At 67.7% G+C, this 20221-nt stretch carries 14 protein-coding genes and 1 tRNA gene; all 15 read left to right on the plus strand.

Going from position 1 to position 20221, the window contains the following annotated elements; translation table 11 throughout:
• Positions 1-1164, plus strand: a 1164-nt coding sequence (tuf, locus tag Q8W67_RS18415; protein WP_305543583.1) for an elongation factor Tu, incomplete at its 5' end; no start/stop codon positions are given.
• 212 nt (positions 1165-1376) lie between these two features.
• Complete coding sequence (locus Q8W67_RS18420; RefSeq protein ID WP_305548295.1) at positions 1377-2267, plus strand: hypothetical protein; 891 nt, start codon at positions 1377-1379, stop codon at positions 2265-2267.
• Between the two features lie 147 nt (positions 2268-2414).
• Positions 2415-2491: transfer RNA gene (locus tag Q8W67_RS18425), tRNA-Trp, on the plus strand.
• A gap of 182 nt (positions 2492-2673) precedes the next feature.
• The gene (gene secE / locus Q8W67_RS18430) at positions 2674-2970 is read left to right on the plus strand and encodes a preprotein translocase subunit SecE (RefSeq protein ID WP_305548298.1); all 297 of its coding nucleotides are present in this window, start codon (positions 2674-2676) and stop codon (positions 2968-2970) included.
• A 58-nt stretch (positions 2971-3028) separates the two neighbouring features.
• Positions 3029-3562, plus strand: a complete 534-nt coding sequence (gene nusG, locus Q8W67_RS18435; RefSeq protein ID WP_238290620.1) for a transcription termination/antitermination protein NusG — start codon at positions 3029-3031, stop codon at positions 3560-3562.
• A 194-nt stretch (positions 3563-3756) separates the two neighbouring features.
• The gene (gene rplK / locus Q8W67_RS18440; protein WP_243969862.1) at positions 3757-4206 is read left to right on the plus strand and encodes a 50S ribosomal protein L11; all 450 of its coding nucleotides are present in this window, start codon (positions 3757-3759) and stop codon (positions 4204-4206) included.
• An 11-nt stretch (positions 4207-4217) separates the two neighbouring features.
• Positions 4218-4916 carry a 50S ribosomal protein L1 gene (gene rplA / locus Q8W67_RS18445; RefSeq protein WP_305548303.1) on the plus strand — a complete coding sequence of 233 codons (699 nt, stop codon included), beginning with the start codon at positions 4218-4220 and terminating at the stop codon, positions 4914-4916.
• A 166-nt stretch (positions 4917-5082) separates the two neighbouring features.
• Entirely contained in the window at positions 5083-6726 is a 1644-nt protein-coding gene (locus Q8W67_RS18450; RefSeq protein WP_305548306.1) for a B12-binding domain-containing radical SAM protein, read from the plus strand.
• A 526-nt stretch (positions 6727-7252) separates the two neighbouring features.
• Positions 7253-7771: a 50S ribosomal protein L10 gene (gene rplJ / locus Q8W67_RS18455; protein ID WP_305548311.1), complete on the plus strand. Its 519-nt coding sequence runs from the start codon at positions 7253-7255 to the stop codon at positions 7769-7771.
• Between the two features lie 49 nt (positions 7772-7820).
• Positions 7821-8198, plus strand: coding sequence for a 50S ribosomal protein L7/L12 (gene rplL, locus Q8W67_RS18460; protein WP_007566046.1), 378 nt, complete (start codon positions 7821-7823; stop codon positions 8196-8198).
• 243 nt (positions 8199-8441) lie between these two features.
• Positions 8442-12566, plus strand: a complete 4125-nt coding sequence (rpoB, locus tag Q8W67_RS18465; protein ID WP_305548323.1) for a DNA-directed RNA polymerase subunit beta — start codon at positions 8442-8444, stop codon at positions 12564-12566.
• A 169-nt stretch (positions 12567-12735) separates the two neighbouring features.
• A complete protein-coding gene (gene rpoC / locus Q8W67_RS18470) occupies positions 12736-16944 on the plus strand; it encodes a DNA-directed RNA polymerase subunit beta' (RefSeq protein WP_305548326.1) in 4209 nt (1402 codons plus the stop codon).
• Positions 16945-17240: 296 nt separating this feature from the next.
• A complete protein-coding gene (locus Q8W67_RS18475) occupies positions 17241-18341 on the plus strand; it encodes a cell wall hydrolase (RefSeq protein ID WP_305548484.1) in 1101 nt (366 codons plus the stop codon).
• Positions 18342-18560: 219 nt separating this feature from the next.
• Positions 18561-19148, plus strand: coding sequence for a hypothetical protein (locus Q8W67_RS18480; protein ID WP_305548328.1), 588 nt, complete (start codon positions 18561-18563; stop codon positions 19146-19148).
• A gap of 63 nt (positions 19149-19211) precedes the next feature.
• Complete coding sequence (locus tag Q8W67_RS18485; protein WP_305548331.1) at positions 19212-20198, plus strand: MDR family oxidoreductase; 987 nt, start codon at positions 19212-19214, stop codon at positions 20196-20198.
• The last annotated feature ends 23 nt before the right edge of the window (positions 20199-20221 follow it).

Here is a 20221-nt window from a genome sequence, read left to right on the forward strand (position 1 = left end):
AAGCCGCACTGCAACATCGGCACGATCGGCCACGTTGATCATGGCAAGACGTCGTTGACGGCTGCGATCACGAAGGTTCTGGCGGAGACGGGCGGGGCGACGTTCACGGCCTACGACCAGATCGACAAGGCTCCGGAGGAGAAGGCGCGCGGGATCACGATCTCGACGGCGCACGTGGAGTACGAGACGGCCAACCGGCACTACGCGCACGTGGATTGCCCCGGGCACGCCGATTACGTGAAGAACATGATCACGGGCGCGGCGCAGATGGACGGCGCGATTCTGGTCGTGTCGGCGGCCGACGGCCCGATGCCGCAGACCCGCGAGCACATCCTGCTGGCGCGTCAGGTCGGCGTTCCGGCGCTGGTGGTGTTCCTCAACAAGGTCGACATGGTCGACGACGAGGAGCTTCTGGAGCTGGTCGAGCTGGAGGTGCGCGAGCTTCTGTCGAAGTACGACTTCCCGGGCGACGACATCCCGATCACCAAGGGCTCGGCGCTGATGGCGCTGGAGGACAAGGAGCCGAAGATCGGCAAGGAGGCCGTCCTGGCGCTGATGGCGACGGTGGACAGCTACATCCCGCAGCCGGAGCGCCCGATCGACATGCCGTTCCTGATGCCGATCGAGGACGTGTTCTCGATCTCGGGCCGCGGCACGGTGGTGACGGGCCGGGTCGAGCGCGGGATCATCAAGGTGGGCGAGGAAGTCGAGATCGTCGGCATCCGGGCGACCACCAAGACGACGGTGACGGGCGTCGAGATGTTCCGCAAGCTGCTCGACCAGGGCCAGGCGGGCGACAACGTCGGCGTTCTGCTGCGCGGCACCAAGCGCGAGGACGTCGAGCGGGGCCAAGTGGTGTGCAAGCCGGGCTCGGTGAAGCCGCACACGAAGTTCAAGGCCGAGGCCTACATCCTGACCAAGGAGGAGGGCGGGCGCCACACGCCGTTCTTCACCAACTACCGGCCGCAGTTCTACTTCCGGACCACGGACGTGACCGGGGTGTGCACGCTGCCGGAGGGCACCGAGATGGTGATGCCGGGCGACAACGTGACCATGGACGTCACGCTGATCGTCCCGGTGGCCATGGAGGAGAAGCTGCGCTTCGCCATCCGCGAGGGCGGCCGCACCGTCGGTGCCGGCGTCGTCGCCGCCATCAACGAGTAGGTCTGAAAGGACCGGCGCGTCGCGACGGGCGATGCGCCGGCCGGCGGAATGCAATTCGCGATCTGCGTATAGTCGAATCGCTCTAGCGTTCCGGTCCCGTCCGGCGGACCGGCTTCAGTGCCCGGGTTTGATTTGCTTGGCGCCGGCCTTCGTCTTGACGGAGTGCCGGCGTTGCGTCGTTTTGTCTCTGCCTCTATCCGGTGGAGACTCGCATGTCCGCTGGTTCTGTTCTCCGCACCCTGTGGTTCCTGGTCCTGATCTGTGTCGGGCTCCCAATCTTGCCAGGTGCGCCGCGCGACGATGTTCTGAGCGACGGGCGGTTCCGCGACGAGGCGGCTGCGCTGGTTCGAGTCATGCGGCCGGAGTCCGAGGTCCGTCTCGATTCCGATCCGGTGCAGATCCATGTCGACACCAGGACGATCACCCTCACCAACCTGTATCCGCGCGTCGCCAGCCTCGCCGGCGCGGAGCGCCGACGGGCCATCGAGGCATTCCTCGCCGATGTCCTCGCGGGTTCCGGGCCCGCGACGGATCCCGGCGACTTCGCGGCCGTCAAGGCGCGGCTGCGCGTGCAACTCGTGCCGGAGGAGATCCTCCGACAGCACGCAGAGATCGCGCGCCGTCGTTTCTCCGAGACTCTCTTCGTCGTCTACGTGCTCGACGAGCCGAGCCGCTACCGATACGTGACCCGTGCGATGCTCGCGGGCTGGCGGGTCGATCCTGCGCTGGTGGAAGCGACGGCCGTGAAGAACCTCGCGGCGACCTCGAAAGACACGCCGTTCAGCCTCGGCCTCGGAAATGACGTGCCGATGTTCGCCATCGCCGAATCGGGGGACGATGACAACGCCGCGCGGCTGCTGGTGCCTGACTACCTCGAGCAGATTCGCGGCGCCCTGAAGGCGGACAGCATCACCCTGACCGCCCCGACCCGGGATGCGCTGATGGCGTGGCCGGCCGACAGCGCCGCCCGGCGTGGCCTGGCCGCGGAGGCGACTAGGCAGATGCGGGCCGGCCCGTATGGCCGCAGCGACGAGCTGTTCCGCTTCGACCGGAGCGGATTAAGGCCCCTGACCGCCGCGGAGCGGGCGGATCACGGACGTTGACGCCGCGCGGTCGCGGGCCCCCTGAAAGGGCTTTCCGCTTCGGTCCATGATCGGACGCCGCGACGGCGGCATTCGGGCCTCGCGGGCCTGTCTGTGCCGCCGAACCTCTTGCAAGCCGGGCTGCAATCGGGCATTGGGCGGGACGCTAGGAGTGTAGCTCAACTGGTCAGAGCGCCGGTCTCCAAAACCGGAGGTTGCGGGTTCGAGTCCCTCCACTCCTGCCAGATATCTCCCCCGATCCCGCGCGGTCGCCCGGTCGACAAGCCGGCGAAGTTGCGCTAGAGCGGGCGCAATCCGAGATCTGAAGCGACCGTCGGTGCGGGCCTGTTCAGGCCCTCGGCGCCGGCATTCGCATTCCCGGACGCGGTCTCTGCCTCGGGGCCGAACACGCACAAACACTGGCGCCATGGCATCGAACGAAGCGACCAAGAAGGTGGATCTGGCGCGCGGCGCAGCCCGCGGTCCCGTGGGCACGCCGCCGGCCCGTCCGGCGACGCCCGCCCGGGTGCCTCAGAAGCGCGCCACCCCGGGCGAGTTCATCGCCCAGGTCCGCGACGAGGCCCGCAAGGTCACGTGGCCGAGCCGCCGGGAGACCACGATCACCACGATCATGGTGTTCGTGATGGTGGTGGTCACGAGCCTGTTCTTCACGGTGGTCGACCAGGCCCTGCGCTTCGTGGTCGGCTTGGTCCTGGGCCTCTGAGGGCGGGACGCTATCGATCGGGGGAGACCTCGCTGACGTGTCGGAGTTGAACGGAACCGTGTCGAAGCGCTGGTATATCGTCCACGCCTACTCGAACTTCGAGAACAAGGTCGCCCAATCCATCAAGGATCAGGCGGCCCAGCGCGGGCTGACCGAGCTGTTCGACGAGGTGATGGTCCCGACCGAGAAGGTCGTTGAGGTGCGCCGCGGCCGGAAGGTCGATGCCGAGCGCAAGTTCTTTCCCGGCTACGTGCTGGTGAAGTGCGACCTGACCGACGAGGTCTACCACCTCATCAAGAACACCCCGAAGGTCACGGGCTTCCTCGGGGCCGACAAGTCGAAGCCGGTGCCGATCCCCGACGCCGAGGCCGAGCGGATCAAGGGGCAGGTCGCCGAGGGCGTCGACCGGCCCAAGCCCTCGGTCTCCTTCGAGATCGGCGAGACCGTGCGGGTCGCCGACGGCCCGTTCGCGAGCTTCAACGGCACCGTCGAGGAGATCGACGAGGCCCGTTCCCGCCTCAAGGTGGCCGTGTCGATCTTCGGACGCGCCACCCCGGTGGAGCTGGAATACGCCCAGGTCGAGAAGGCCTGAGGCGGCGCATAGCGAAAGGCGGATGCGGATCGTGGGCCTGACGGCCCGCATCCGCAGACACGCATCTCGCTGAACCCCGCGGGAGACCCGCCCGGCCTCGCCTCCGGGATCCACGGATCGCACCGCGACCTGCAACCCTCCGACCCGCCGCGCTTCAGGCCGCGTGGGGGCGGATTCTCATTGGGAGCAGTCCCATGGCGAAGAAGATCACGGGCTACGTGAAGCTTCAGGTCCCGGCCGGCGCGGCGAACCCGTCGCCGCCGATCGGTCCCGCGCTCGGTCAGCGCGGCCTCAACATCATGGAATTCTGCAAGGCCTTCAACGCGAAGACCGCGCAGATCGAGAAGGGCACCCCGATCCCGGTGGTCATCACCGCGTATCAGGACCGCTCGTTCACCTTCGAGATGAAGCAGCCCCCGGTCACCTTCTTCCTGAAGAAGGCCGCCGGGCTGAAGATCGGCAAGAAGCCGGCCTCCGGCTCGAAGACCCCCGGCAAGGGCCCGACCGTCGGCAAGATCTCCGAGGCGCAGCTGCGCGAGATCGCCGAGAAGAAGATGCCCGACCTCAACTGCGACTCGGTCGAGTCGGCCGTCGCCATGATCCGCGGTTCCGCCCGGGCCATGGGCCTCGAAGTCACGGCCTGAGGGAGGACATCATGGCACGCGAAGGAAAGCGCATTCGCTCTGCCCGCGAGGGCATCGAGGTGACCAAGCTCTACCCGCTCGACGAGGCGATCAAGCTGGTCAAGGAGCGGGCGACCGCGAAGTTCGACGAGACCGTCGAGGTCTCGATGAACCTCGGCGTCGATCCGCGGCACGCCGACCAGATGGTCCGCGGCGTCTGCAACCTGCCGAACGGTTCCGGCCGGACGGTGCGCGTTGCGGTCTTCGCCCGCGGCGCCAAGGCGGACGACGCCAAGGCGGCCGGCGCCGACATCGTCGGGGCGGAGGATCTCCTGGAGATCGTCCAGAGCGGCAAGATCGAGTTCGATCGCTGCATCGCCACCCCGGACATGATGCCGCTGGTCGGCCGCCTCGGTAAGGTGTTGGGCCCGCGCGGCCTGATGCCGAACCCGAAGGTCGGCACTGTCACCATGGACGTGAAGAGCGCCGTGGCCGGCGCCAAGGGCGGCTCGGTGGAGTTCCGCGTCGAGAAGGCCGGGATCGTCCATGCCGGCGTCGGCAAGGTCTCGTTCGACGCCGACAAGCTTGTCGAGAACATCAAGGCCTTCGCGGACGCGGTGGCCAAGGCCAAGCCGACGGGCGCCAAGGGCACCTACGTCCAGCGCATCGCCGTCACCTCGACGATGGGCCCGGGCGTGAAGGTTGAGCCGAGCACGGTCCTGACCGCCTGATATCACGCGAGGCGGCAACGCTTCGAAGCGCCCGGCCGGAAACGGCCGGGCGTTTTTTGGTGTTTGTGCGGGGCGGGCCGGCACGCTTCGAGGCGGGCCAATCCATCACATCATTCTCACCATCGAAGGGGGCGCCATCCCGCACGGCTGTGCTAGATAGGCCCTCATGCGCAGCACTGTCTCCGTCACGACCCGCCGACGCATCCTGTGCGTCTTCCCCGCTTACACGCCGTCATTCGGCACGTTCTCGCACGCCTACCCGCTGATGGGGGGCGTCAAGGCGTTCATGCCGCCCCAGGGGCTCCTGCTGATCGCGGCCTACATGCCCGAGAGCTGGGAATGCCGCTTCATCGACGAGAACATCCGGCGCGCGGGCGCCCAGGACTTCGCCTGGGCCGACGCCGTGTTCGTCTCCGGGATGCACATCCAGGAGGGCCAGATCCACGATATCGGGCGCCGCGCCCACGCGGCCGGCAAGGTCGCGGCGCTCGGCGGCCCCTCCGTCTCGGGGGCGCCCGAGAAGTACCCCGACTTCGATTACCTGCATGTCGGCGAGATCGGCGACGCCACCGACCGGCTGATCGCGCGCCTCGACGCCGACCTCGGCCGGCCGGCCCGGCAGGAGGTGTTCGAGACCGGTGAGCGGCTCGCGCTCTCGGACTTCCCGGCCCCGGCCTACGAGGCGGCGCCGCTCAAGCGTTACCTGATCGGCTCGCTGCAATTCTCCTCCGGCTGCCCGTATCGCTGCGAGTTCTGCGACATCCCGCAACTCTACGGCCGCCAGCCGCGGCTCAAGAGCCCTGAGCAGATGTGCGCCGAGCTCGACGCCATCATCAGCCAGCCCGGCCATCCGGCGGTGGTCTATTTCGTCGACGACAATTTCATCGCCAACCGCAAGGCCACGCGCGAGATGCTGCCGCATCTCGTCGCGTGGCAGAAGAAGAACGACTACCCGCTGCAGTTCGCCTGCGAGGCGACCCTCAATATGGCCAAGCAGCCCGAGATCCTCGAGCTGATGCGGCAGGCCAACTTCATGACCGTGTTCGTCGGCATCGAGACGCCGGAGGCGGACGCGCTCAAGGGCATCGACAAGACCCACAACGCCGCCGTGCCCATGTACGAGGCGATCGAGACGCTCAATTCCTATGGGCTCGAAGTGACCTCGGGCATCATCCTGGGGCTCGATTCCGACAGCGACAAGTCCGAACAGAACCTGATCGACTTCATCGACAAGTCGGCCATCCCGGTGCTGACCATCAACCTTCTCCAAGCCCTGCCGAAGACCCCGCTCTGGGATCGGCTGGAGCGCGAGGGGCGGCTGGTTCACGACGCGGCGCTCGAGTCGAACGTGCTGTTCAAGCGCCCGCACGACACCGTGGTGGCGAGCTGGCGCCGGGCCATCGCCCATGCCTACGATCCGGAGCAGATCTTCGCGCGGTTCAAGCACCAGTGCGAGACCACGTACCCTCACCGGATCGTGACTCCGACCAAGGGCAAGCTCACCTTCACGAACCTGCGCCGCGGCCTGATCCTCGGCTTCAACATCCTCACGCGCGTCGGGCTGCTCTCGGATTACCGCCGTCCGTTCTGGAGCGCAGCGGCCTACGCCCTGAAGCGCGGCCAGATCGAGGCGGTGTTCAACATGGGCTTCGTCGCCCACCACCTAATCCGCTTCACCCGCGAGGCCCTGCGCGGCGAGCACAACGCCTCATTCTATGCCGCCAAGGCGGCCGAGGCCGAGGATGCAAGGCGGCGCTCGTGGTGGGAGAATGCGCGGCGCCGGCTCGCCCCCGAGCGCGAGGCGGCGTGAGCCCGCGCCCAGGCCTTGCCGTCGGAGCGTCGCGAGCGCCCTTGCCTGCGGCGGAAAAGTCGCGCTTCGGCTCTTGGCAGGCGGCTTGCTAGGCTCTATACACCGCGCCTTACGCAATTCATCCTCACGGAAGGAGACGGCCGATCGGCCGCTTTCCGCTCGAAATGTCGCCCGGGTAACCGGGGGGCAAAGGCCGGCAGGATCCAGAGGGCGACGAGCCCTGCGGAGCCTTGTCCGGCCATGTCCTGTCCGAGACTGCAGGTGCCGGTTCGCCGGCTTAATCCACGACCAGCCTGCACAGACGGGGAAGACCGAACTTAGGAAAAGCCTCGCCACGGCCTGAGTGCCGCGGAGGGGTGTCGGTTTGAACCAACTCGCCCGAGGCGGCCCTTCAGGGGTACGTGCGGGGACAGGGCCGCGAAGCGTCGTTCGGACGTTCCCGGTCTCTTGAAGGCCGAGACGACGTCCGGGCGGCATGTGCAACCGGCGGGCCCGAGATCGGGTTCCGCCAACCGGAGAGAGCCCAGTGGACCGGACAGCTAAAGCTGACCTCGTCTCGACGCTCAACGGCGTGTTCAGTCAGAGCGCCGTCGTCGTCGTGGCCCACTACAAGGGCCTCACGGTCGCCGACATGCAGAAGCTGCGTTCGCAGATGAAGCAGGCAGGCGCCACCGTGAAGGTCGCCAAGAACAGCCTCGCCGGCATCGCACTCGATGGCACGGACGTCGCCTCCATCAAGCCGCTCCTGAAGGGCCCGACCTTGCTCGCCTATTCGGGCGATCCGGTCGCTGCCGCCAAGGTCGCGGTCGATTTCGCCAAGACGAACGACAAGCTCGTGATCCTTGGCGGCGCGATGGGGAAGACGACCCTGAACCCGGACGGCGTGAAGGCCCTCGCCTCGCTCCCGTCTCTCGACGAACTGCGCGCCAAGATCGTGGGCCTCGTGCAGGCGCCCGCGACCAAGATCGCTCAGGTCGTCAATGCGCCGGCGGCCAAGCTCGCCCGCGTGTTCGGGGCCTATGCCACCAAGGACGAGGCCGCCTGAGGCCCTTCAAAAATCCTTTGTTCGAACCGATATCTGAGAGGAATTGAAAATGGCTGATCTTGCCAAGCTCGTCGACGACCTGTCCTCGCTGACCGTGCTCGAGGCCGCCGACCTGGCCAAGATGCTCGAAGAGAAGTGGGGCGTCTCCGCCGCTGCCGCTGTCGCCGTGGCCGCCGGCCCGGCCGCTGGTGGCGCCGCCGCCGCTGTCGAGGAGCAGACCGAGTTCACGGTCGTCCTCGCCGCCGCGGGCGACAAGAAGATCGAGGTCATCAAGGAAGTCCGCGCCATCACCGGCCTGGGCCTCAAGGAAGCCAAGGACCTGGTCGAGGGTGCGCCCAAGCCCGTCAAGGAAGGCGTCGCCAAGGACGAGGCCGAGAAGCTCAAGGCCCAGCTCGAGAAGGCCGGCGCCAAGGTCGAGCTCAAGTAAGCCGACGGTGGGCCGGTTCCGGCCCATCATCCCACGGAGGTCCGCTTCGGGCCTGTCGTGACTGGAGCCCGCGGGTGTAGCGCCCGCGGGCTTTAGGCCGCTTCGGCGGACGGCCCCGCCTGGGGCCAGTGAGATTCGGTTCGGTGGCGTGGCCCGGCGGGGCGCGCGTCACAGCCCGGCGCGGGAGGTCCCTTTCGGGAACGCTTCCCCGGGCGCGAGGCACGCGGGATGGAGCGAGTTCACATGGCCAACACGCTGGTCGGTCGCAAGCGCATTCGGAAGTTCTTCGGCAAGATCAAGGAAGTCGCCGAGATGCCGAACCTCATCGAGGTTCAGAAGGCGTCCTACGACCAGTTCCTGATGGTCGACGAGCCGGAGGGCGGGCGCGGCGACGAGGGCCTGCAGAGCGTGTTCAAGTCGGTGTTCCCGATTTCCGACTTCGCGTCGACCGCCCTGCTGGAATTCGTGCGCTACACGTTCGAGGCGCCGAAATACGACGTGGACGAGTGTCGCCAGCGCGGCATCACCTTCGCGGCCCCGCTGAAGGTCACGCTTCGGCTGATCGTGTTCGACGTCGATCCCGACACCCAGGCCAAGTCGGTCAAGGACATCAAGGAGCAGGACGTCTACATGGGCGACATGCCCCTGATGACGGAGAACGGCACCTTCATCGTCAACGGCACCGAGCGCGTCATCGTCTCGCAGATGCACCGCTCGCCGGGCGTGTTCTTCGACCACGACAAGGGCAAGACCCACTCGTCGGGCAAGCTCCTGTTTGCCGCCCGGATCATCCCGTACCGCGGCTCCTGGCTCGACGTCGAGTTCGACGCCAAGGATATCGTGCACGTGCGCATCGACCGGAAGCGCAAGCTCCCGGCGACGTCGCTGCTCTACGCCCTCGGCCTCGACGGCGAGGAGATCCTGTCGACCTTCTACAACCGCGTGGTCTATGACCGCGACGGCGCCGATTGGCGCGTGCCGTTCGACCCCGAGCGGATGAAGGGCATGAAGGCCACGGTCGACCTGATCGACGCCGATTCCGGCGAGGTCGTGCTCGAGGCCGGCAAGAAGCTCAACGCCCGCAACGCCCGCCAGATCACCGACAAGGGGACCAAGTTCCTCAAGGCGACCGACGAGGATCTCGTCGGCCAGTACATCGCCGAGGACCTGGTCAACGCCCAGACCGGCGAGATCTGGGCCGAGGCCGGCGAGGAGATCACCGAGAAGCTCCTGAAGAGCCTGGACGAGGTCGGCATCACCGAGCTCCCCGTGCTCGACATCGACCACGTCAACGTCGGCCCCTACATCCGCAACACGCTGGCGGTGGACAAGAATTCCAGCCGCGAGGGCGCGCTGTTCGACATCTACCGGGTCATGCGCCCCGGCGAGCCGCCGACCCTCGACACCGCGGAGGCGATGTTCCACTCGCTGTTCTTCGATTCCGAGCGCTACGACCTCTCGGCGGTCGGCCGCGTGAAGATGAACATGCGCCTCGACCTCGACGCCGCCGACACCGTCCGCACCCTGCGCAAGGAGGACATGCTGGCGGTGGTCAAGGCGCTGGTCGAGCTGCGCGACGGCAAGGGTGAGATCGACGACATCGACCACCTCGGCAACCGCCGGGTGCGCTCGGTCGGCGAGCTCATGGAGAACCAGTACCGCCTCGGGCTGCTCCGCATGGAGCGGGCGATCCGCGAGCGCATGAGCCAAGTCGATATCGACACGGTGATGCCGCAGGACCTGATCAACGCCAAGCCCGCCGCGGCGGCGGTGCGCGAGTTCTTCGGCTCGTCGCAGCTCTCGCAGTTCATGGATCAGACCAACCCGCTCTCCGAGGTGACGCACAAGCGCCGCCTCTCGGCGTTGGGCCCGGGTGGCCTGACCCGCGAGCGCGCCGGGTTCGAGGTGCGCGACGTGCACCCGACCCATTACGGCCGCATCTGCCCGATCGAGACGCCGGAAGGCCCGAACATCGGCCTGATCAACTCGCTGGCGACCTTCGCCCGGGTGAACAAGTACGGCTTCATCGAGACCCCGTTCCGCCGCGTGCGCGACGGCGTGGTCACCGACGAGGTCGCCTACCTCTCCGCCATGGAGGAGGCGAAGTACTACGTCGCCCAGGCCAACGCCCAGATGGACGAGAGCCGCAAGCTCACGGAGGACCTCGTGGTCTGCCGTCGCGCCGGCGAGGTGATCGTCGTCGGGCCCGAGCGGGTCGACCTCATGGACGTGAGCCCCAAGCAGCTCGTCTCGGTGGCTGCGGCGCTGATCCCGTTCCTCGAGAACGACGACGCGAACCGCGCGCTGATGGGCTCGAACATGCAGCGGCAGGCCGTGCCGCTGGTGCGCGCCGACGCGCCGTTCGTCGGAACCGGCATGGAGGCCGTGGTCGCCCGTGATTCGGGCGCCGCGATCGCGGCGCGCCGGACCGGCATCGTCGATCAGGTGGATGCCACCCGCATCGTCATCCGGGCCACCGAGGAGGCTGACGCCAACAAGCCCGGCGTCGACATCTACCGCCTGCAGAAGTTCCAGCGCTCCAACCAGTCGACCTGCATCACGCAGAAGCCGCTGGTGCGCGTCGGCGAGCCGGTGAAGAAAGGCGAGATCATCGCTGACGGCCCCTCGACCGAATTTGGCGAATTGGCGCTCGGCCGGAACGTGCTCGTCGCGTTCATGCCGTGGAACGGCTACAACTTCGAAGATTCGATCCTGCTCTCCGAGCGGATCGTGAAGGATGACGTGTTCACCTCGATCCACATCGAGGAGTTCGAGGTGATGGCCCGCGACACCAAGCTCGGGCCGGAGGAGATCACCCGCGACATCCCGAACGTCTCCGAGGAGGCGCTCAAGAATCTCGACGAGGCCGGCATCGTCTACATCGGTGCCGAGGTGAACGCCGGCGACATCCTCGTCGGCAAGATCACCCCGAAGGGCGAGAGCCCGATGACGCCGGAGGAGAAGCTCCTGCGCGCCATCTTCGGTGAGAAGGCCTCGGACGTACGCGACACCTCCCTGCGTGTGCCGCCGGGCGTCACCGGCACGATCGTCGAGGTGCGGGTGTTCAACCGCCACGGCGTCGACAAGGACGAGCGCGCCCAGGCGATCGAGCGCGAGGAGATCGAGCGGCTTGCCAAGGACCGCGACGACGAGCAGGCGATCCTCGACCGCAACACCTACGCCCGCCTCGCGGACGTGCTGATCGGCCAGGCGCCGGTGGCCGGCCCGAAGGGCTTCAAGAAGGACACCACGCTCACCCGCGAGCTGATCAACGACTACCCGCGCTCGCAATGGTGGCAGTTCGCCGTCATCGAGGACCGTCTCATGACCGAGATGGAGGCGATGCAGAAGCAGTACGACGAGTCGAAAAAGCGCCTTGAGCAGCGCTTCCTCGACAAGGTCGAGAAGCTGCAGCGCGGCGACGAGCTGCCCCCCGGCGTCATGAAGATGGTCAAGGTCTTCGTGGCGGTGAAGCGCAAGATCCAGCCGGGCGACAAGATGGCCGGGCGGCACGGCAACAAGGGTGTCGTGTCGCGGATCGTGCCGATCGAGGACATGCCGTTCCTGGAGGACGGGACCCATGCCGACATCGTGCTCAACCCGCTGGGCGTGCCCTCGCGCATGAACGTCGGCCAGATCCTGGAGACGCACCTCGGTTGGGCGGCTGCGGGCCTGGGTCGCAAGGTCTCGAAGGCGGTGGATGCCTATCTCAAGAGCAACGACATCGCGCCGCTGCGGGAGGAGATGACGGCGATCTACTCCCCGGGCGAGCTCGACGGCCTGACCGACGAGGAACTGGCGGAGGTCGGCAACAACGTCCGCCGCGGCGTGCCGATGGCCACCCCGGTGTTCAACGGCGCCAAGGAGGCCGATATCGAGCAGATGCTGGAGATGGCCGGCCTCGACCGCTCGGCGCAGTCGACGCTCTATGACGGGCGGACCGGCGAGCCCTTCGACCGCAAGGTGACGATGGGCTACATCTACATGCTGAAGCTGCACCACCTCGTGGACGACAAGATCCACGCCCGGTCGATCGGCCCGTACTCGCTCGTCACCCAGCAGCCGCTGGGCGGCAAGGCGCAGTTCGGCGGTCAGCGCTTCGGCGAGATGGAGGTCTGGGCGCTGGAGGCCTACGGCGCAGCCTACACGCTGCAGGAGATGCTCACGGTGAAGTCGGACGACGTGGCCGGCCGCACCAAGGTCTACGAGGCGATCGTCCGCGGCGACGACACGTTCGAGGCCGGCATCCCCGAGAGCTTCAACGTGCTCGTCAAGGAGATGCGTTCGCTCGGCCTCAACGTCGAGCTCACCTCCTCCAAGAAGGCGGCCAACGACCAGCTCGAGCCGCCGGCCGACGCCGCCGAGTAGCGGTCAGCGAAGAACCTCCCGTGGCGGCGTCGCGCCGCCACGGTCGAGCGGGGAGGGGCGGGGCCTCCGGTGACGACGGCCAGCGGCGCTCGAACGGGGCGCGGCGCCGGATGCATTCGGTACGCGGTGGCCCAGGCGCAGGGTTGCCGGCGTCAACAAGGAGCGGATCATGAACCAAGAGGTCATGAACCTTTTCAACCAGCAGGCCACGCCGGTCAGCTTCGACCAGATCAAGATTTCGATCTCGTCCCCGGAGAAGATCCTCTCCTGGTCGTACGGCGAGATCAAGAAGCCCGAGACGATCAACTATCGGACCTTCAAGCCCGAGCGCGATGGTCTGTTCTGCGCGCGTATCTTCGGGCCGATCAAGGATTACGAGTGCTTGTGCGGCAAGTACAAGCGCATGAAGTACAAGGGCGTGATCTGCGAGAAGTGCGGCGTCGAGGTGACGCTGGCGCGCGTCCGGCGCGACCGCATGGGCCATATCGAGCTGGCCGCCCCGGTGGCGCATATCTGGTTCCTGAAGTCGCTGCCCTCGCGCATCGGCCTCCTGCTCGACATGGCCCTCAAGGACCTCGAGCGGATCCTGTACTTCGAGTCCTACTGCGTCATCGAGCCGGGCCTCACACCCCTGAAGGAGCGTCAGCTCCTCTCGGAGGAGGAGTACCTGCGCGCCCAGGAGGAGTACGGCGAGGATTCGTTCACCGCCATGATCGGCGCCGAGGCCATCCGGCGCATCCTTCAGGAACTCGACCTCGACAAGATCGCCAACGATCTGCGCGAGGAGATCGCCGTTACCACGTCGGAGCTGAAGCCCAAGAAGCTCCTGAAGCGGCTCAAGATCATCGAGGCCTTCCAGATGTCCGGCAACAAGCCGGAATGGATGATCCTCACGGTCGTGCCGGTGATCCCGCCGGACCTGCGCCCGCTGGTCCCGCTGGACGGCGGCCGCTTCGCGACCTCCGACCTGAACGACCTGTACCGCCGGGTCATCAACCGCAACAACCGCCTGAAGCGGCTGATCGAACTGCGCGCCCCCGACATCATCATCCGCAACGAGAAGCGGATGCTGCAGGAGGCGGTCGACGCCCTGTTCGACAACGGCCGCCGCGGCCGCGTCATCACGGGTGCCAACAAGCGCCCGCTGAAGTCGCTCGCCGACATGCTGAAGGGCAAGCAGGGCCGGTTCCGCCAGAACCTGCTCGGCAAGCGCGTCGACTATTCGGGCCGCTCGGTCATCGTGGTCGGCCCCGAGCTGAAGCTGCATCAGTGCGGCCTGCCGAAGAAGATGGCGCTCGAGCTGTTCAAGCCGTTCATCTACGCGCGCCTCGACGCCAAGGGTTTCTCGGCCACCGTCAAGCAGGCCAAGAAGCTGGTCGAGAAGGAGAAGCCGGAGGTCTGGGACATCCTCGATGAGGTGATCCGCGAGCACCCGGTGATGCTGAACCGCGCGCCGACCCTGCACCGCCTCGGCATCCAGGCCTTCGAACCGAAGCTGATCGAAGGCAAGGCGATCCAGCTGCACCCGCTGGTCTGCGCCGCGTTCAACGCCGACTTCGACGGCGACCAGATGGCCGTGCACGTCCCGCTGTCGCTCGAGGCGCAGCTGGAAGCACGCGTGCTGATGATGTCGACCAACAACATCCTGCACCCGGCCAACGGTCAGCCGATTATCGTGCCGTCGCAGGACATCGTGCTCGGCCTTTACTACCTGTCGATCGTGGCCGAGGGGGCGCCGGGCGCGTTCAACCCGGACAACCCCAAGAACCCGATGCAGGGCGTCTTCGGCGACATGGGCGAGTTGGAGCACGCGCTGGCGGCCAAGACCGTGTCGCTGCACTCCAAGATCCGGTGGCGCTGGACCGGCATCGGCCCGGACGGCGAGCCGCTGACCAAGACCTACGACACCACCCCCGGCCGGGTGATCCTGTCCGGCGCGCTGCCCAAGCACGCCAAGGTTCCCTTCGACGTCGTCAACAAGCTGATGACCAAGAAGGAGATCTCGGCGATGATCGACACCGTCTACCGCCACTGCGGTCAGAAGGAGTCGGTGATCTTCTGCGACCGGATCATGGGTCTCGGCTTCAGCCACGCGTTCAAGGCCGGCATCTCGTTCGGCAAGGACGACATGGTCGTGCCGGACAACAAGTGGTCGATCGTCGACAGCACCCGTACCCTGGTGAAGGACTACGAGCAGCAGTACAACGACGGCCTGATCACCCAGGGCGAGAAGTACAACAAGGTGGTCGATGCCTGGGCCAAGTGCTCGGACAAGCTCGCCGCCGAGATGATGAACCGCATCTCCACCGTCCAGAAGGACGAGCACGGCGCGGACAAGCAGGTCAACTCGATCTACATGATGAGCCACTCGGGCGCCCGTGGTTCGCCCGCGCAGATGAAGCAGCTCGCCGCCATGCGCGGCCTGATGGCCAAGCCGTCGGGCGAGATCATCGAGACGCCGATCATCTCGAACTTCAAGGAAGGTCTGGACGTGCTGGAGTACTTCAACTCCACGCACGGTGCCCGTAAGGGCCTCGCCGACACCGCCCTGAAGACCGCCAATTCCGGCTACCTGACCCGCCGCCTCGTCGACGTGGCCCAGGACGCCGTGATCCGCGAGGTCGATTGCGGCACGACCAACGGCATCAAGATGCGCGCCATCGTGGATGCCGGCCAGGTCGTGGCGACGCTGGCCACGCGCATCCTCGGCCGCGCCACCGCCGAGGATCTGGTGGCGGCGGACGGTACGGTCATCGTCAAGACCGGCGAGACCATCGAGGAGAAGCACCTGCCGGCGATCAACGCCGCCGGCATCCAGGAGGTGAAGATCCGCTCCGTGCTGGTCTGCGCCACCCGGAGCGGCGTCTGCGCCACCTGCTACGGGCGCGACCTCGCCCGCGGCACGCCCGTCAACATGGGCGAGGCGGTCGGCGTCATCGCGGCGCAGTCCATCGGCGAGCCGGGCACCCAGCTCACGATGCGCACCTTCCACATCGGCGGTGCCGCCCAGATCGCCGATTCGTCGTTCATCGAGTCGAGCTTCGAGGGCACGATCAAGATCCGCAACCGGGCGATCGCCAAGAACACCGATGGTGATCTGATCGCCACCGGCCGCAACGTGGCGGTGGTGATCGTCGGGTCGGACGGGGTCGAGCGGGCGGTCCACCGTCTGCAATACGGCGCCAAGCTCCGGGTCGACGAGGGCGACAAGATCAAGCGCGGGCAGCGGATCGCCGAGTGGGATCCCTACACCCGTCCGATCCTCACCGAAGTCGACGGCATCGTGGCCTACGAGGATCTGGTCGACGGTCAGTCCATGACCGAGACCACCGACGAGTCGACCGGCATCGCCAAGCGCGTGGTGGTCGACTGGCGCGGTTCGGCCCGCACCTCGGACCTCAAGCCTGCGATGGTTGTGGTCGACAAGGAGGGCAAGGCGCTGAAGCTGCCGCGCGGCTCGGATGCCCGCTACTTCCTGCCGGTCGACGCCATCATCGGCTTCGATCCCGGTGCGCAGGTGAAGGCGGGCGACATCCTGGCGCGCGTCTCGACCGACTCGGCCAAGACCCGCGACATCACCGGCGGTCTGCCGCGGGTGGCGGAGCTGTTCGAGGCAAGGCGCCCGAAGGACGCGGCGATCATCGCCGAGAAGTCGGGCACCATCGCGTTCGGCCGCGACTACAAGAACAAGCGCCGGCTCACGCTGACGCCGCATGACGGTTCGGAGGCGGTCGAGTACCTGATCCCGAAGGGCAAGCACATCCACCTGCAGGACGGAGACGTGGTCGAACTCGGCGATTACATCGTCGACGGAAACCCGGCGCCGCACGACATCCTGGCGATCAAGGGCGTGGAGGAACTCGCGGCCTACCTCGTCAACGAGATCCAGGAAGTCTACCGGCTGCAGGGCGTGTCGATCAACGACAAGCACATCGAGGTGATCGTCCGCCAGATGCTGCAGAAGGTCGAGGTGACCGACGGCGGCGACTCGGACATCCTCTCGGGTGATCAGATCGATCGCACCGAGCTGACCGAGTTCAACGAGAAGCTGCTTGCCGAGGGCAAGAAGCCGATCCAGGGCGTGCCGGTCCTGCTCGGCATCACCAAGGCGTCCCTGCAGACGAAGTCGTTCATCTCGGCGGCGTCGTTCCAGGAGACGACCCGGGTGCTCACCGAGGCCGCGGTCAACGGCAAGGTCGACCATCTGGAAGGCCTGAAGGAGAACGTCATCGTCGGCTCGCTCATCCCGGCGGGCACGGGCTCGATGGTGGCCGACATCCGCGCCGTGGCCCGTCGCCGCGACGCGATGATCCTGCAGCAGAAGCAGGCCGGCAGTGCCGCGGACCCGATCGAGGAGTTGCCGCCCGCCGCGGAGTGACGCCGCATCGCCGCACGACAGGCGCGAGACGAGACAGGGCGGCCTTCGGGCCGCCCTTTTTCATGCGCGTTCACGATTCGGGACAGCGCGCTGGGACCGGGACGGATGCCGTAGTCTGGGCTTAACCCGGGCTCAACCATACCGGGCGATAAATCCATGCCGGCCACGAAACCTCCCTGGAACCGGGGAGGATGGGGCCGGCGGTGGTGCATCGGTGCGGGTCTGAAGCCGTGGGCGCGAGACGAGGACGACGGGAATCGAGCCTGCGCTGGCTCTCGGCCGCCCTGACGCCATGGATGGCGGGGCTCGGCCTTCTGGTCTCGTTCACGGCCGATGCCGGCACGGAGAATGCGATCGGGTCGAGCCGCCTCGGGGCGATCGACGCCTACACGGTGCCGGCCCTGCCGCCGGGCACGGTGCTGATCGGATCGGCGCTCCGCCGATCCGGCGACGAGCCGCCCCAGGCGGTGTTCAAGACCGGCGCGCACGTGTTCCCGGTGGTCCAGCGCGCCGGGAAGGGGGACCCGGCCCAGCCGCCGGCCGCGAGCTTCGCGCGCCGCGCCGCGTCTATGCGCGAGACCGGGGGCGCCCTGGTCTTCGGCGATGTCACCGGCAGCGTCAGCGGCGTGCTCACCGCGGGCGCCGCGGTCTGGGATCCGGACTCCGAGCCGGAGGCCGGGTTCGTGCCGGTGCCCGATCTCGGGTTGACCACGGGGGCCGGCAGCGCCGCCTCCACGGGCGAGGGCAGCGCCGACCTCACCGAGGACGGCGGCCCCGAGCGGCGCCTCGACGGCTCGACGCCGCCGGTGCCCCGGGCCGTCGCCCTGTCATCGACCACGCCCGCGCCCGCGGACGCGATCCCGGTGGAGGTGGCGGCCGCCAGCCTCGCGCTGCCCGATTTCGCGATCCGCCCCGAGCGCCTGGAGGGCCTGCAGTCGGTCCCCGAGGATGCTCGCCGGCGCTATGCCGACCTGATCGACCCGGATTCGCTCGACAAGGAGCAGCGCTGCCTGTCCGAGGCGGTCTATTTCGAGGCCCGCAGCGAGCCGGAGGCGGGGCAGGCCGCCGTGGCCCAGGTGGTGCTCAACCGGGTGAAGAGCGGCCTCTATCCGAGCAGCGTCTGCGGCGTCGTCTATCAGAACCGGCACCATTACATGGGCTGCCAGTTCTCCTTCGCCTGCGAGGGCAAGTCCCTGCGCATCACCGATGCCGGCGCCTGGGAATCGGCGACCCGCATCGCCCGCTCGGTGATCGAGGGCCGGACCTACCTGGCCGAGGTCGGGGCCGCGACCCACTACCACGCGGATTACGTGCGGCCGGGCTGGGCGCGACGCCTTCGCAAGATGGATGTCATCGGACGGCACATCTTCTACCAGCTCAAGCCCGGACAGACCTGACCGGACGGGAGCCGCCTCCGTCGCGGGTAAGGAAGGCTTGCGGTTTCCGATAAAAGCTTACGTAGGTAGTCGATCCCTAAGCAGTCCAAACCGAGGGTTAATTTTACCTTCATTTTGAACACTGCTTGCGAGTCGGGCAACGACTCTGGCCTGTAGTGCGTCGAGACGAGCGCCGCCCCTGCGCAGCATCTCGCCCGTATTGCGTACCAGAGGACTTCCATGACCGCGTCGGTCGCACGCCCCACCCTCTTCGCCGCCGCGCTCGGCGGCCTGTTGCTCGCCGGACCCGCACAGGCGGGCGGCTGCTACGGCTCCGAATGCTACCGCCACGTCACGACGCCGCCGGTCTACGACACCGTGCAGGAGAACGTGCTGGTGCGGCCGCCGCGGACCGTCTACCGCAGCGTGCCGCCGGTCTACGACACCGTATCCGAACGCGTGATGGTCTCCCCCGGCGGGCGCTTCTGGCAGACGAGCCGCGGTCCCGGCGGCGAGCTGATCGGCTGCTGGGTCACCACGCCGCCACGCTTCGCTGTGCGCACCCGGACCGTGCTGGTCCGCCCGGCCCAGGCGATCCCCGAGACCATCCCGCCGGAATACGCCACCGTCAGCCGGCGCGTGCTGGTGGCGCCCGCCCGCTCCGGCTGGGTGCCGATCGGCGGCTACGGCGGCGGATACCACGCCGTCTCCTATGGCGGCCCGGTGGTCGGCTCGATCCCGGACGCTATGGGCATCACCGGCGCCAGCTCGGCCGATATCGGCGTGGGCCTCGGCTTCTCCACCGGCAGCCGCTACGACGGCTACTGATCCGGTCCGCCTTGATTCCGGACGTCCCCGCGACACCTCTTCGCGCAAATGCGGGAGGGTGTGATGGGGACGTTCAAGGCCTGGGTGGTCGAGAAGACCGAGGCGGGCCAGAGCCTGGCCTTCCGGGATTTCGACGCGGCCGACCTGATGGACGGCGACGTCACCGTGCGGGTGACGCACTCGACCCTGAACTACAAGGACGGGCTCGCGCTCACCGGCAAGTCGCCGGTGGTGCGCCGCTTCCCGATGATCCCCGGCATCGACTTCTCCGGCGTCGTCGAGACCTCGGACCACCCGGAATACAAGCCGGGTGACGCCGTGGTGCTCACCGGCTGGGGCGTCGGCGAGACCCATCTCGGCGCCTATGCCGAGCGCGCCCGGGTCAAGGGCGACTGGCTGGTGCCGCTGCCCCAGGGCCTCACCGCCGAGCAGGCCATGGCGATCGGCACGGCGGGCTACACCGCGATGCTGAGCCGGATGGCCCTCGAGGCCCACGGGCTCACGCCCGCGCATGGCCCGGCGATCGTCACCGGCGCCTCCGGCGGCGTCGGCTCGGTGGCGGTGGCGCTGCTCGCGCGGGCGGGCTGGCACGTGATCGCCTCCACGGGGCGGGCCAGCGAGGCCGGCTATCTCAAGGATCTCGGTGCCGCCGAGATCCTCGATCGGGCAGAGCTGGCCAAGCCCGGCAAGCCGCTGGGCAAGGAGCGCTGGGCGGCGGGCATCGACGCGGTGGGCTCGACCACCCTGGCCAACGTGCTGGCCATGACCAGATCCGACGGCGCGGTGGCCGCCTGCGGTCTCGCCCAGGGCATGGACCTGCCGACCTCGGTGGCGCCCTTCATCCTGCGCGGCGTCTCCCTCCTGGGTATCAACAGCGTCACCACCCCCCAGGCGAAGCGCCGCCAGGCCTGGGCGCGGCTCGCCGGGGAACTCGATCTCGACACGCTGGCCGCCATGACGACGCGCGTCCGCCTGGAGGAGGTGGGCCGGCTCGGGGAGGAGATCCTGGCCGGCAGGGTCCGGGGGCGGACCGTCGTCGAGGTCGGTTGAGGCATCGCCGCGGAACCGTTGCC

The sequence above is a fragment of the Methylobacterium sp. NEAU K genome (genome assembly GCF_030700285.1).
GTDB lineage: Bacteria > Pseudomonadota > Alphaproteobacteria > Rhizobiales > Beijerinckiaceae > Methylobacterium.